General features: G+C 68.4%; 16 protein-coding genes. 8 read left to right on the forward strand and 8 right to left on the reverse strand.

Going from position 1 to position 13925, the window contains the following annotated elements:
• Positions 1–85 precede the first annotated feature (85 nt).
• The 3 genes from NA11_RS05545 to NA11_RS05555 all read right to left on the reverse strand — a co-directional run bounded on the left by NA11_RS05545 (position 86) and on the right by NA11_RS05555 (position 2983).
• Positions 86–589 carry a type III secretion system chaperone family protein gene (locus NA11_RS05545; protein ID WP_069160640.1) on the reverse strand — a complete coding sequence of 168 codons (504 nt, stop codon included), beginning with the start codon at positions 587–589 and terminating at the stop codon, positions 86–88.
• Entirely contained in the window at positions 586–2016 is a 1431-nt protein-coding gene (gene mshA, locus NA11_RS05550; protein WP_069160641.1) for a D-inositol-3-phosphate glycosyltransferase, read from the reverse strand. Before mshA ends, NA11_RS05545 begins: the two co-directional genes overlap by 4 nt.
• A gap of 145 nt (positions 2017–2161) precedes the next feature.
• Entirely contained in the window at positions 2162–2983 is an 822-nt protein-coding gene (locus NA11_RS05555; RefSeq protein WP_069160642.1) for an alpha/beta fold hydrolase, read from the reverse strand.
• 63 nt (positions 2984–3046) lie between these two features.
• Between NA11_RS05555 and NA11_RS05560 the strand changes: the two genes are divergently transcribed.
• Complete coding sequence (locus NA11_RS05560) at positions 3047–3781, forward strand: SDR family NAD(P)-dependent oxidoreductase (RefSeq protein WP_069160643.1); 735 nt, start codon at positions 3047–3049, stop codon at positions 3779–3781.
• Positions 3782–3915: 134 nt separating this feature from the next.
• Positions 3916–4368 carry a large conductance mechanosensitive channel protein MscL gene (gene mscL, locus NA11_RS05565; RefSeq protein ID WP_069160644.1) on the forward strand — a complete coding sequence of 151 codons (453 nt, stop codon included), beginning with the start codon at positions 3916–3918 and terminating at the stop codon, positions 4366–4368.
• Positions 4369–4438: 70 nt separating this feature from the next.
• Here mscL and NA11_RS05570 read toward each other — a convergent pair whose 3' ends face one another.
• Together NA11_RS05570 and NA11_RS05575 are read right to left on the reverse strand one after the other, a co-directional pair.
• Positions 4439–5671 (reverse strand): L,D-transpeptidase, encoded by a 1233-nt coding sequence (locus NA11_RS05570; RefSeq protein ID WP_069160645.1) that lies wholly within the window; start codon positions 5669–5671, stop codon positions 4439–4441.
• Positions 5672–5754: 83 nt separating this feature from the next.
• Complete coding sequence (locus tag NA11_RS05575; RefSeq protein WP_439957043.1) at positions 5755–6849, reverse strand: UDP-N-acetylmuramate dehydrogenase; 1095 nt, start codon at positions 6847–6849, stop codon at positions 5755–5757.
• A 25-nt stretch (positions 6850–6874) separates the two neighbouring features.
• Here NA11_RS05575 and NA11_RS05580 point away from each other — a divergent pair, with 25 nt between their 5' ends.
• From NA11_RS05580 to NA11_RS05590, 3 genes are all read left to right on the forward strand, one after another.
• On the forward strand, positions 6875–7360 hold the full coding sequence (locus tag NA11_RS05580) for a DUF2505 domain-containing protein (RefSeq protein WP_069160647.1): 486 nt from the start codon (positions 6875–6877) through the stop codon (positions 7358–7360).
• Positions 7361–7469: 109 nt separating this feature from the next.
• On the forward strand, positions 7470–7991 hold the full coding sequence (locus NA11_RS05585) for a DUF2505 domain-containing protein (protein ID WP_069160648.1): 522 nt from the start codon (positions 7470–7472) through the stop codon (positions 7989–7991).
• On the forward strand, positions 7961–8758 hold the full coding sequence (locus NA11_RS05590) for an SAM-dependent methyltransferase (RefSeq protein WP_084654193.1): 798 nt from the start codon (positions 7961–7963) through the stop codon (positions 8756–8758). The genes NA11_RS05585 and NA11_RS05590 overlap by 31 nt, the downstream gene beginning before the upstream one ends.
• A gap of 76 nt (positions 8759–8834) precedes the next feature.
• Here the strand turns inward: NA11_RS05590 and NA11_RS05595 are convergent, their stop codons facing one another.
• Positions 8835–9443, reverse strand: coding sequence for a type IV toxin-antitoxin system AbiEi family antitoxin (locus NA11_RS05595; protein ID WP_069160782.1), 609 nt, complete (start codon positions 9441–9443; stop codon positions 8835–8837).
• Between the two features lie 130 nt (positions 9444–9573).
• On the opposite strand from NA11_RS05595, the gene NA11_RS05600 reads away from it, so the two are divergent.
• Positions 9574–10305 (forward strand): LmeA family phospholipid-binding protein, encoded by a 732-nt coding sequence (locus tag NA11_RS05600; RefSeq protein ID WP_069160649.1) that lies wholly within the window; start codon positions 9574–9576, stop codon positions 10303–10305.
• Between the two features lie 106 nt (positions 10306–10411).
• Here NA11_RS05600 and deoC read toward each other — a convergent pair whose 3' ends face one another.
• Positions 10412–11080 carry a deoxyribose-phosphate aldolase gene (gene deoC, locus NA11_RS05605; RefSeq protein ID WP_069160650.1) on the reverse strand — a complete coding sequence of 223 codons (669 nt, stop codon included), beginning with the start codon at positions 11078–11080 and terminating at the stop codon, positions 10412–10414.
• Between the two features lie 230 nt (positions 11081–11310).
• Here deoC and NA11_RS05610 point away from each other — a divergent pair, with 230 nt between their 5' ends.
• Positions 11311–11871, forward strand: coding sequence for a GNAT family N-acetyltransferase (locus NA11_RS05610; protein WP_069160651.1), 561 nt, complete (start codon positions 11311–11313; stop codon positions 11869–11871).
• A 91-nt stretch (positions 11872–11962) separates the two neighbouring features.
• Positions 11963–12850, forward strand: a complete 888-nt coding sequence (purU, locus tag NA11_RS05615) for a formyltetrahydrofolate deformylase (RefSeq protein ID WP_069160652.1) — start codon at positions 11963–11965, stop codon at positions 12848–12850.
• An 18-nt stretch (positions 12851–12868) separates the two neighbouring features.
• Here the strand turns inward: purU and NA11_RS05620 are convergent, their stop codons facing one another.
• Entirely contained in the window at positions 12869–13909 is a 1041-nt protein-coding gene (locus tag NA11_RS05620) for an alpha/beta fold hydrolase (protein ID WP_167837576.1), read from the reverse strand.
• Positions 13910–13925 lie beyond the last annotated feature (16 nt).

The raw sequence follows: 13925 nt of genomic DNA on the forward strand, positions 1-13925 counted from the left end.
CTATCCATCTCGATTCGCCGGGCACGTGCTCGGCAGACAGCCACGAACTACGGGTATTCGACTGACAGCCAAAAGATTTCCGGGATTACGGCTTGTCCGCCGAATCCACCAGATGTTCGAAGGCACGCAGGTTCTTCAGCGATTCGCCGCGCGAGACGCGCCACTTCCATTCCTTGCGAATGGATTCGGCGAAACCGAGTTCGAGCAGCACATTGAAATCGGCGTCGACGGCCTCGAGGATCTGGCCGAACACCCGATCGAGCTCGTCGGCGGTGACGGCGTGCGTGGCAATCCGGCCGACCAGGTAGATGTCGCCGACCCGATCGAGGGTGTAGGCGACGCCGTAGAGCCTGCGGTTGCGCCGCAGCAGGAATTTGTAGACGCCCTCGAAGTTCTCGTCGGGCTTGCGGCAGACGAACGACTCGATGCGCAACCCGTGCTTGCCGACGGTCAGCATCACGGTGGTCTTGAGCTTGCGCTCACCGGGAAGGATGACGACGAACGTCTCTTCACCCGAGCGGGTGTACTCGATCTCCCTGTCGCGCAGCGTGGCGTCGATCAGCTGCGCGGTTGCCTGCGCCTCGCTCATCGACGTACTCCCGTCCTGCGCCGCCACAGCGCCCGCGATCTGGCCTGGTTCGGTTCCAGGTTAATGCGATCACCGGGTACCCCTTCGCGCGCATCGTCACGCACCATGCCGTGGGCGACCGGATCCCCGATCACCCGGCCTGAACGCCGACCCGCCCGCTCGTCCCGGAAATCGGCCAGCGCGGCGGAGTAGCTGGCGAGCAGGCCATCGGCGGTGTGCTCCCAGGAGAAGTTCGCCGCGTGTTCGACCGCGCGGGCGCTCATCCGATGCAGCCGCTCGGGGTTGTCGAGCAGATAGCCGAGGGCGCCTGCCCAGTCCGGCGTCCGGTGACCGGGCACGAGCAAGCCGGATTCACCGTGCCGGACGGCGGTGCCGAGCCCGCCGACATCGGCGGCGAGCACCGGGGTGCCGCTGGCCTGTGCCTCGATGGCGACCAGACCGAAGGATTCGTTGTAGCTCGGCACCGCGACCACGTCGGCGGCCCGGTAGACGAGGACGAGCCGGTCCGGCGGCTGCGGCGGCAGGAAGGTGACGCGATCGGCGATGCCGAGCGCCGCCGCGAGTTCGATCAGCGCGTCCGGCCTGGCCAGGCCGGTGCCGGACGGACCGCCGACGATGAGGACGCGCAGCCGGTGCCCCGGCGCGGTGCGCAGCAGTTCGGCGGCGGCGCGGACCAGCACATCGGGCGCCTTGAGCGGCTGGATCCGCCCGACGAACGCGACGACCTGCTCGTCCGCGGACAATCCGAGGGCTGCCCGTGCCGCCGCCTTGTCGCCGGGCTGGTAGCGGATCAGGTCAGCGCCGGGCGGCACCACATCGATGCGCTCGGGCTGCGCGCCGTACAGGTCGACGAGCTGACGCGCCTCGTCCATGGTGTTGGCGACCAGCCGATCGGCCTCGGCGATCACCTGCTTCTCGCCGATCTCGCGGGTCAGCGGCTCCGGCGAATCACCATCGGCGAGCGCGGCGTTCTTCACCGCGGCCAGCGTGTGCGCGGTGTGCACCAGCGGCACCCGCCAGCGATCCCTGGCCAGCCAGCCGACCTGACCGGACAGCCAGTAGTGCGAGTGCACCAGGTCGTAGTGGCCGGGCAGATGCCTGGCCTCCTGACGCAGCACCTCGGCGGTGAACGGGCAGAGCTGGGTGGGCAGGTCGTGCTTGTCCAAGCCCTCGAACGGGCCTGCGACCACATTGCGAACCAGCACGCCCGGGCCCGCCTCTTGCACGGGCGGCAGGTTGGAGGAGGTGGCCCTGGTGAAGATCTCCACCTCGGTGCCGCGGCGAGCCAGCTGGAGCGCGGTCTGCAGCACGTAGACGTTCATGCCGCCCGCGTCGCCGGTGCCCGGTTGAGCCAGTGGTGAGGTGTGCACCGATAGGACGGCGACACGGTTCGGCCGTAGGTCCAGGCGTTGACTCACACTATCCATAGTGCACGGTGGATTCCCGCCGCCGATGCGCTCACCCCGGCAAGTGAGAGCTATCACAGGCCTGCGGTGACCATGCTCACCCGGCTACGCCGCCCGTACCTGGGACGACCCGAGACCACCTGCCGGAACGCGCTGTGGTCTGGAATCACAGACTGTCCGCGAACATCCCGATCTCGGCGACGAAGCGGGCGCGGTCCTCGAGGAACAGGCCGTGCTTGGCGCCCTCCCAGAACGACGCGCGCGCGTCGGGGACGGCCTCGTAGATGAACCTGGCGTTCTCGATCGGGACAACCTGGTCGTCGGTGCCGTGCAGGACCAGCACCGGAATATCCAGTGCGCGAAGGGTTTCGGTGTTGTCGACGGTGCGGTAGAACAGCGCCTTGCGCACCGAGGGCGCGGTGGCGAGGCTGGTGCCGAACAGGCGCTGGGCGTCGGCGCCCTTGTCCGCGCCGGGGCCGGTGTTCGCGTTGCCGAAGGCGCCGAACGCACGCACCGCGCGGCCCGCGCTCTCCTCGAAGACACCGGGAATCGCCGCCTGCATCGCCGGGCCGGTCGTCCCGCCGGGCACGCCGCGACCGATATTGGCCGTCGCGCCGGTGAAGACGACGCCCGCGATCGCGCCGGTGCCGTAGGCGGTCAGGTAGTCGCTGAGCACGATGCCGCCGTAGGACCAGCCGAGCAGGATCGCGTCGGACTCGATCCCCTCGGCCGCCAGCACCGCGGCGACGTCGGCGGCCCAGTTCTTCGGATCGTCGTAGCCTGCCGCGGGCGCATCGGAGTAGCCGTGGCCGCGCAGGTCGACGGCGAGCACCCGGAACCTGGCGGCGAGGTCGTCGGCCGCCCGACCCCAGCAGCGCAGGTTGGCCGCCCAGCCGTGCAGCAACACCAGCGGGCGAGCCTCGGCCGGGCCGGTGACCCGATAGACGATGTTCGTTCCATCAGCGCTCACCACGTCCCGTACAGCCATGGGATCAGGCTAGCCGTGATCCGGACAACAGCCCGCTCGTGTTGCGGCACCTAGGATCGGGCCATGAGCAATCGCACCGCTGTCGTCACCGGGGCCAGCTCCGGGATCGGTGAGGCCACCGCCCGGGAACTGGCCAAGCAGGGCTACCACGTCTATGTCGGCGCCCGCAGGCTCGATCGCCTGCAGCGCGTCGCCGACGAGATCGGCGGCACCGCACTGGAACTCGATGTGACCTCGGACGATTCAGTGCGCGCCTTCGCCGAGGCGATCGAGCGCGCCGACGTGCTCGTCAACAACGCGGGCGGCGCCAAGGGGCTCGCATCGGTCGCCGAGGCCGACCTTGACGACTGGCGCTGGATGTGGGAGACCAATGTCCTTGGCACGCTGCGCATCACGAAGGCGCTGCTGCCGAAGTTGATCGCGTCGGGCGACGGGCTGATCGTCACCATCACCTCGGTGGCCGCGTTCGTCGCCTACGACAACGGCGCCGGCTACACCTCGGCCAAGCACGCCCAGGCGGTGCTGCACCGCACGTTGCGCGGGGAACTGCTCGGCCAGCCGGTGCGGTTGACCGAAATCGCGCCCGGCGCAGTGGAAACCGAGTTCTCGCTGGTCCGGTTCGACGGCGACGAAGAGCGCGCGGCCAAGGTGTACGAGGGCATCGACCCGTTGGTCGCGCAGGACATCGCGGAGGTCATCGGGTTCGTCGCGTCGCGCCCCTCGCACGTGAATCTCGATCAGATCATCATCAAGCCGCGTGATCAGGCCGACGCCGGTCGGTTCGCGCGGCGCAGCTGATCAGCCATGGCCGCAACGCATTTCCCGAGCTCGACCGGAGATTAGCTGAACGGTAGCCCGTTCCGCGCCATTCGACCGAGCCCTTTACGATCTGAGCTTTGACCTTTGTCTAGTTGAGATCGGAGTTTCTACTCATGCTCAAGGGGTTCAAAGACTTCCTGATGCGCGGGAACGTTATCGATTTGGCGGTTGCTGTCGTGATGGGCACGGCCTTCACCGCAGTGGTCACCTCGGTGACCAAGGGGATCATCAATCCCCTGCTCGCGGTGTTCGGCAACACGAACGAGCTCGGCCTCGGCGTGCAACTGGTCGCGGGCAAACCGGCCACCTTCATCGCGGTCGGCCCGATCATCACCGCGCTCATCGACTTCGTCATGGTCGCGGCCGTGCTCTATTTCGTGCTGATGGTCCCGATGAAGACGCTCAAGAACCGCTTCGGCACCACCAAGGCGGCCGAGCCGACCGAGACCGAACTGCTCATCGAGATCCGCGACCTGCTCGCCGAGCGGCACGAGGCCGTGCGCGCCCAGCAGGCCGCCGACCGCGCCGTCGAACGCGAGGCCGAAGCGGATTCGGTCGGCCGCTAGGCGAATTGACCGGCAGCGGTAGGCAATTCGCCCCGAATGCCCGAGTTCCTCGGTCGGCGCGCCCGGTCGGTCAGCGCCCGCCCGCAGGCTGCGGCGGCACGGGGGTGGCCGTCACCACCTGCGAGGGTGCACCCTTCAACGCGGACATGGTCGTCCAGGTGTTCCAGTCGATGGTCCAGTCGTAGAGGTCGCCGTCGGCCGCCGACAACGGGATCGAGGTGCCGACCACCTCGACCGGATCGCCGTAGAGGGCGGTCGGGAAGTAGGCCTGCGCATCGCCGGGCGACAGGTTGATGCAGCCGTTGGTGACATTCGCGGAACCCTGGGCGGCCACCGATTCCGGGTTGGCGTGGATGAATTCGCCGTTGTTGGAGATGCGGACGGCCCAGCGTTCCCGAACATTCTCGTAGAACGGCGGATTCGTCATCATGAAGTCTTCGTACTTCTCGGTGACCACGTGCACGCCGGAGCGGGTCACGTTGCGCGGCTCGTTGCCCTCGCCGTAGCTGACCGCGAAATCGAAGACGGTCTGGCCGTCACGGACCACCTGCATCCGGTGGCTCGGCGCGTTCGCCTTGACGATTTGGCTGCGGCCGATGCGGAAATCCGTTGTCAGATCGGAGTATCCATAGTTGCCGTTGCCCAGATCGAGCCCGTAGAGCTTGGCCGACACGTGCACGGTGGTGCCAGGCACCCAGTAATTCTTGGGCCGCCAATGCAATCGGGAGCCGTTGTCGTCCGGGAACCAGGCCCACGCGCCCTCGGTGGGCGGGTCGGTGGTGATGCTCAGCGCCTTCTCCACCGCGGACTTGTTCTGCACGGAAGCCTTGAACTGCAAGATGATCGGCGCCGCGATGCCGACCTCCTGGTTGTCGGCGATGTTGACGGTCGCCGGGACGGCGTTCTTCGGCGCGAGCGTCGTGAACGCGCCGTCGATCGGGACAGGCTTGCCGTCGGTGCCGATCGCGGTGCCCGACCAGGTGTACTTCGCGCTGTAGCCGAGCGGCTCGGTGATCGTGTACTTGTGCTTGTCCGGCGACAGCTCGCCGGCTACCTGCTTGCCGTTGGTGTTGGTCAGCGCGACCTGGTCGATAGTGCCGTTGCCGACGGTCACCGAGACCGGCACGGTCGGGTTGACGTCGGCGGCCGCGTTGTCCGGCGCCAGCTCGACCTTGGCGACGGGTGCTTGCGTCGAGGAGGTCTTGGCGCCACCGTTGTCGCTGCCACAGCCTGCCACGAGGGCGACAAGGGCGACCACGACCAACAGCACGGCAGAGACGGCGGCGACCGGTCTGCGAATCACTAGACGGTTGCTCACGCCTTCGAATTTACGCGGGCAAACTCGTTCGGTCGGCTCACGAAGTGTGTGGTGTCGGTTTCACCTGGCTAGAGGGTGACACCAATCGTGACGGGTTCCGGCTCGAGCAGGATGCCGAAGCGCTCGGCCACCCCGTCGCGCACCGTCCGCGCGAGCGCAACCACGTCGGCGGCGGTCGCGGTGCCGCGATTCGTCAGCGCGAGAGTGTGTTTCGTGGACAGCCTGGCCGGGGCGACCGAGCCGGGGAAGCCTTTCGCGAAACCGGCGAGCTCGATGAGCCAGCCCGCGGAGAACTTGACCCCGTTCGGGTCGGGGTAGGCAGGCACCGTGACATCACCCACATAGGCGGCAATCGCGGCACGCACCTCGGGGACGCGCGCCTCGGGGACGATGGGATTGGTGAAGAAGGAACCCACGCTCCAGGTGTCGTGATCGGCGGGATCGAGCACCATGCCCTTGCCTGCGCGCAGCCGCAGCACTGCCTCGCGCACCTGGGCGGCCGGACGGGATTCGCCCCCTGCCGCGCCGAGTGTGGCCGCGAGCTCGCCGTAGCGGAGCGGGGCGCTCGCACCGGACGGGTCGAGCGCGAACTCGACCGCGAGCACCAGCGCGTCGTCGCGATGCTTGAGAACGCTGGTGCGGTAACCGAATCCGAGTTCAGCGGGCTCGACCCAGCGGATCTCGCCGCTCGCCCGATCGAGCAGTTGCACCCGGCGCACCATGGTCGCCACCTCCGCGCCGTACGCGCCGACGTTCTGCACCAGCGTCGCGCCTGCCGAACCGGGGATGCCGGACAGGCATTCGAGGCCGCCGAGCCCGGCCGCCACCGTCGCCGCGACCACCTCGTCCCAGTTCGCGCCCGCTTCGGCGCACACACCGTCGTCGGCGAGCTCGACACCCGTGGTGGCGACCCGCACCACCACACCGTCGAAGCCGTCGTCCCCGATCAGCAGGTTGGAGCCGCCCGCGATCAGCAGCACCGGAATTTCGGCGGCATCCAGCGCCCGCACCGTCTCGACCAGCACGTCCGTCGTCGTGCATTCGGCGACCAGCGCGGGGCCGCCGACCCGCAGCGTGGTCAGCTCCGCCAGCGGCACCGATGCGTGGATCCGGGCGCCGATGGCGGCCAGCACTTCCGACGGCACCACACGTGAAGTTCGCACAAGGCAGACGGTAGCGTGTCAGACCATGGCTACACCGCTGGCGTACACGGCCCGCTACTCGCATCCCGCTGCCGCCGTGCGCGCGGCCTTCGCGAACGACCAGTACTGGAAAGACCGCGTCACGGAGGTCGGCGGGCCGAATGCCCGGCTCGACTCGGTGACCGTCGACGGTGATCAGATCCGGGTCGAACTGGTGCAAGCCATCGCCGCCGAGCTGCTGCCCGCCGCGATCACCGCGGTGCGCCCCGGCGACCTGATCATCCCGCGCGTCGAAATCTGGAACGGCGACTCGGCCACCTTCGACGCCCGCGTCGACGGCGCGCCCGCCGAGGTCCGCGGCACCATCACGCTGACCGACGACGGCGCGAGCTCCACCGCGGCAGCCAACGGCACCATCGAGGTCAAGATTCCGCTCTTCGGCGGCAAGATCGAAGCCGCGATCGCCGAGCACCTGACCGAGGTGCTGAAGAACGAGGAAGAGTTCACCAACACCTGGCTGGCCGCACACTGATGCGCGAGTGGCGCTGCGTGTCGCCGAACACGCAGCGCCGCAACTGCTGACGGCACCACGCCGAAGGCGCTGCCGTTGCGGCACACCCCTCCCAGTAACCTCTTGGTGCATGGCCCGTCGACTGGATTACTCCGCTCGCTACCCGCTGCATACCACCAAGGAGCTGTATGCGGCGCTGTCCAACCGCGACTACTGGGACGCGCGGATGGCCGAGATGTTGAAGTATTCACCCGGGAACGAGGTCGCGCACCTGGAAGCCGGTGACGGCGGCATCGACATCGAGCTGCACCACATCCTGCCGCGCGAGATGCTGCCCGAGATCGCGCAGGCCGTGATGCGCAAGGACATGGTGATCACCCGCAAGGAAGCGTGGGGGCCGTTCGACGCCGAGGAGATCACCGGGAAGTACTCGGCGTCCATCCCGGCCGGGCCGGGCAGCCTCGGCGGCACCATCCGCCTGTTCCCCACCGAGACCGGCTGCACGATGCGGTTCTCCTCGGAGGCGAAGGTTTTCATCCCGATGGTCGGCCCGCGCTTGGAGCAGCTGATGCTGGTGAACCTGATCGATCTGTTCCGCGCCGAGGCCGAATTCACCGCACAGTGGCTCGACGACCACCACCCCACCAGCTGACCAAACCGGTCGGTGCCATCACCCGCGGCACCACCGGCGTCAATCGGCTGCGCCGCAGCGACCGCTGGTTGATGCACGACCAGCTGGTCACCGCACGCCTGTGCGCGGCAGCCGATCCGCTCGTCGTCGACCTCGGTTACGGCGCAAGCCCGTGGACCACACTGGAATTGGCGGCGCGGCTGCGCACCGTGCGACCGGATGTCCGGGTCGTCGGACTGGAGATCGATCCGGACCGGGTGGTGCCCGGCCGCGACGGCGTCAGCTTCGCGCGCGGCGGTTTCGAATTGGCCGGGCTCCGACCGGTGCTGGTGCGCGCGTTCAACGTGTTGCGCCAGTATCCGGAAGCGGCGGTGCCAGAAGCGTGGTCGACCATCCTGTCCGGCCTTACGCCGGACGGCTTGCTGGTCGACGGCACCTGCGACGAGCTCGGCCGCCGCTGCGCCTGGATCCTGCTCGATCGCGCAGGGCCGCGCTCGCTCACCATGGCCTGGGACCCGTTCACCGTCGAGCAGCCCTCCGACATCGCCGAGCGACTACCGAAAGCCCTGATCCACCACAACATTCCGGGCGAACCGATCCACACCCTGCTCACCGCGGCGGACCGGGCCTGGGCGCACGCCGCCCCGCTCGCGCCGTTCGGCCCACGGGTCCGCTGGCGCGCCGCCGCAGAATCCCTACGCCGAGAAGGCTTCCCACTCCGCTCGTACCGCCGCCGCATGCGCGACTGCGTGCTCTCGGTGCCATGGGCCACCGTCGCCCCACGCTGACACCACAGCGATTCCGCACGCCGCACAACACGTCCCGATGCTGTGCGACGTGCGCATCCGCTGTGACCAGCGGGACCTATGCGCTTGCGAGCGCGCGATAGAGTCGCGAAGCCGCGCGCGCGGGTAGTCGCTTACCGGCGTAACGGATTTCGGCGCTGGTGCAGCGGTTGATGGCGATCGCGTCGGCGATCACCTCGTCCAGTGCGGGCTGGCCGATGTCGGCTTCGGCGAGGTCGAGCACCGTGCGCAGCGGGGTCGTCACCAGGAACGGACCGGCCGACTCGATCTCGGCGCCGATCAGCGAACGCCGCAGCACCACCAGCCGCGGCGTCACCGGCGGGCGCCCCGAGCCCACCGACAGGTGCAGGAAGCGCGGCTGCAACCGCCCGATGCCGTGCAACTCGGCGGCGCTGTGATGCGAGACCGCCGCGGCGCCGTCGAACCAGGCCGCCCACATGGCATATTCGTCGAGCGGACCCGGCTGCCATTCGGCCAGGCGCAGCATCCCGACGCCCGCCCTGGTCACCGAGCCGTCGCCGAGCGCGATGCGGACCCGCGCCTCGCACCGGGTGCGCAAGACCTGCCTGGTGGTGAAGAACCCCGCATGACGACCGGCCAATCGGCGCAGCACGCGCCACCCGTGTTCCGCGGATTCGAGCGCTCGGCCCGCCGCATCGCCAGCCATGCGCACCAGGCTACGCCCGATTCTTGTGTCACACGTCACAATCAATCGGGCGGCCTTACTCGCCCCGCAGGCAGCCATCCCCTCAGTGACCCCACAGAGCTGGCACAGAAACGTACGGAAGAATCGCCCCATGTCTACGAAGCCTCCGTCCACCCTGACGATCAACCGGCGGGCCCTGCTGATCGCCCTGACCGTGGTGTCGATCCTGCTCGCCACGGTTCTGGTCGGCGGCGAGGCGTACGCCAGACACATCGTGTCCCGCTGTGTCAGTACGCAATTCGAGAAGGACATGGGCTCGAAGATCGACGTGAGCTTCGGCGCGAAGCCGATGCTGATCACCTGGCTCGACGGCAAGCTGTCGAGCATCAGGGTGGACAGCGACGACACCAAGTTCGGCCCGGCCGTCGGCATGGTGGTTCGCTCGAAGTTCAACGATGTCGAGGTGATCGACAACGGGCGCGGCGGCGGGGTGATCGGCAGCTCCTCCGCCGACGTCACCTGGAGCAACGACGGCATCCGGCAGACACTCGGCGGCCTGGTGCGCGACGTGAAATCGTCGGCAGCGTCGAACATGCTGACCTTGGACGTGCTCGGCGGGCTGGCCCAGCTGCAGGTGCAGCCGGTCATCAAGAACGGCGTCATCGAGGTGGACACGATGTCGGCGCAGCTGCTCGGCGTTGGTCTGCCCACCGACCTGGTGCAGGGCATCGTCGAGGTGTTCACCAAGAGCCTGCAGAACTACCCGTACGGGATGCAGCCGACCGAGGTGAAGGTCACCGACGCGGGCATCGCCGTCAAGCTGAAAGGCGGCCGCGCCGAGCTCCCCGCGGCCACCGGCGACACCGACGCGACCTGCTCCTGAAACAGCAGGGCATCCAGCGCCATTCACCTATCGCGACACCACATCACCTGGTAGCGAGACGCATTCACCGGAGTGTGCCTCGCTGCCAGGTGAATCGCGTTGTCGCTCAGGCGGGAAACCCGTCGAGCACCGTCCGTGACTTGGACAGGCCGAGCCGCGTCGCGCCCGCCGCGATCAACTCCGCCGCGGCCTCCGCCGTCCGGATACCACCGCTGGCTTTGATGCCGAGCTTGCCGCCGACGGTGGCCGCCATCAGCTCGATCGCGTGCACGCTCGCCCCGCCCGCCGGATGAAATCCGGTGGAGGTCTTCACGAAATCGGCGCCGGCGCGCTCCGCGGCTCGGCAGACCTCGACGATCGCCGCATCCGACAGCGCCGCCGATTCGATGATCACCTTGAGCAGCGCCCGGTCCCCGGTCGCCTCGCGCACCGTGATGATGTCGGTCAGCACCGCGTTGTAATCGCCTGCCACCGCCGCACCGACGTCGATCACCATGTCCACCTCGGCGGCGCCCTGCTCGACCGCGAGCCGCGCCTCGGCGCCCTTCACCAGCGAATGATGTTTACCCGACGGGAATCCGGCGACCGTCGCCACCACGAGGCCCGGCGCGCGCACCGGAAGCATCGAGGGGGAAACGCAGATCGCCAGCACCCCCAGTGCGCGAGCTTCGTCGATCAGCGCGGCGACGTCGGCGGGCGTCGCCTCCGGCGCCAGCAGCGTGTGATCGATCATGGCGGCCACTTCGGCCCTGGTCAGCGAGACAGAACGTGCCATGATCGGAAAGTCTGGCATACCACCGAGGGCTGAGCGTCAGCGCCGGAGGAGATAGCGCAGCGTCACCACGTAGGCGCAGCGAAGCCCTCGATAAAGCTCTGTCGAATTCCGTTGCGTGCCTGGTAGCCGTCCCGCACACTCGTAGTGGTGACAGATCGGCGGTATGACGAAGCAGTCGACTGATTAACGTGTGCGGATGAGCCCTACTTCGTTCGGGAGGAGACGTCACCGTGTTGATCCGTCGCGAGCGCGCCGACGACATCGCCGCCATCGCGGCCGTCCATCGCAGCGCGTTCGACGCGCACCACGCGGACAGTGATCTCGTCGAGCTCACCGGTGAACCGCCGGACGACGGCGGCGCCGAGCCACCCGAGGTCGATCTGGTCGCCCGGCTGCGCAGCGACGCAGGCTGGATACCGACCCTCTCGATGGTCGCGATCGAATACGACACGGTGATCGGCCACATCTGCCTGACCAGGGCGGCCGTCGGCCCGTTCCCGGTGCTCGCGCTCGGCCCGATCGGCGTGCTCGCCGAACATCAGCGCACCGGCGTCGGCTCGGCCTTGATGCACGCGGCCCTCGGCGCCGCCGACGCACTCGACGAACCACTCGTCGGCCTGCTCGGTCATCTCGACTACTACCCCAAGTTCGGCTTCGTCCCCGCCGCCCGCCTCGGCATCACCCCGAGCGACCCGTCCTGGATCTCGCACTTCCAGGTCCGCCAGCTCAGCGCCTACGAGTCCCAGATCACCGGCGAATTCCGCTACGCCGAACCCTTTTACGACCTCTGAGTCTCGCGCACGGAGTGTCTGCCACACTGCGCGGCGCATGCGCAGCAAACCTACTGGTCCTTCGTTCAGCAGGGCCTGGGAGGATGGTCGGATGAGTTCTGCTCCCTCCTCCGACGACCGCCGATTCGTGCTGACCCTCGGGTGCCCGGACCGGCCGGGCATCATTGCCGGGATCACCTCGTTCATCGCGGGGTTCGGCGGGTCGATCGTGGAGGCGGGATACCACTCGGACACCGAGACCGGATGGTTCTTCACCAGGCAGGCGATCAAGGCGACGACGGTCCCGTTCGGGATCGCGGAGCTGCGCGACCGGTTCGCCGCGGTCGCCGCCGAATTGGGACCGGAAACCGAATGGCAGCTGCTCGATTCGGGAGCGCGCCGCCGGGCCGTGCTGTTGGTCAGCAAGGACGGGCATTGCCTGCACGACCTGCTCGGGCGCGCGACCAGCGGCGAACTACCCGCCACCATCGAGGCGGTGATCGGCAACCACCCCGATCTGGCCGAGATGACCGAGGCACACGGCGTGAAGTTCCATCATGTGCCGTTCCCGAAGGACCCGGCCGAGCGCGGACCCGCCTTCGACGAGGTCCGCGCGCTGGTCGACGCGCACGATCCGCACGCGGTGGTGCTCGCCCGCTTCATGCAGGTGCTGCCGCCGGAACTGTGCGCGCACTGGGCGGGCAAGGCGCTCAACATCCATCACAGCTTCCTGCCGTCGTTCGTCGGCGCCCGCCCATATCACCAGGCGTTCGCGCGCGGCGTGAAGCTGATCGGCGCCACCTGCCACTACGTGACGGCAGAGCTGGACGCAGGCCCGATCATCGAGCAGGACGTGAGCCGCATCGATCACGCCGACGACGTGCGAGACATGGTCCGTCAGGGCCGCGACATCGAACGGGTGGTGCTGGCTCGCGGCCTGCGCTGGCACCTGGAGGGCCGGGTACTCGTACACGGCCGCCGCACAGTCGTGTTCACCTGACCCGCTGTCAGGTCCCTCTCAACCCGCGATCTCGGCGCGCGGGCGCACCACCGATTCGAGCACGTGCCGCAGTTCCTCGTTGAACCGCTCGTAGGCTTCGGTGTTGCCCATGTGCCCGGTCGGCAGGATCGCGTACCGCGCGAGACTTCCGGTCTCCCTGAGCATCTCGACGATCCGCTCCGAATGCGCAACGGGCGTCATGTCATCGAACGAGCCGGCGAGCACGGTGGTGGGCACCACCAGGTTTCGCGCGGACTGGCCGACGTCCATCGCGGCGAGCAGGCGCCCGAAGGCGGCCCGCACCACGGCCGGACACGACCGGATGATGTTCAAGTTGAAGTCGAGCAGATCGCCCTTGGCCGAGCTGGTCAGGATCTGCCGCGCGACCACCCAGCGCACCGGCGCGATGGGCGGGAAGACCATCGGCGCCCCGAGGCCGAAGCGCCCGAGCAGGAACGGCAACGGCACCTTCAACTGCAGCAGCCGCAGCGGCCGGTTGAACAACGGCACCACGGTCGTCTCGAAGATCAGCCGGTCGGCCGCGGTGTTGGTCAGCAGCACCGCGCTCGCCTGCTTGGCGACCTGGTCCGGGTAGCGGCCCGCCCAGGCCTGCAGCGTCATGCCGCCGAGGCTGTGGCCGACCAGTACGGCCCGCTGGCCGGGGCGCAGCGTCGCCTCGAGCACGGCGGCCAGATCGTCGGCGAGCAGGTCCATGGTCAGCGGGGAGAATCCGCGTTCGCTCTCGCCGTGACCGCGCTGGTCGTAGGCGATCACCCGGTAGTCCCCCGCGAACGCGTTGATCTGGGGGTTCCAGTATTCGATGCTGCAGGTCCAGCCGTGCACCAGCACGAGCACCGGGCGGTCGGCGGGTCCGTATGCGTGCGTCCGCAGCCGGGTGCCGTCCCTGGTGATCACCTGGATCACCTCGTGCGAGACGGTCGGCGGGTTGAACGCCGCGGTCGCATAGGTACGAGCCCGCAGGTTCGCGCGGTGTGCGTCGAGCAGCCCCCGGACTTGTTCCGGCAGGTTCACCAACGCAGACGGCAGCATTGCACGCATCGGACACTCCTTTGTG

Origin of the sequence: Nocardia altamirensis NBRC 108246 (genome assembly GCF_001612685.1) — a bacterium.
GTDB lineage: Bacteria > Actinomycetota > Actinomycetes > Mycobacteriales > Mycobacteriaceae > Nocardia > Nocardia altamirensis.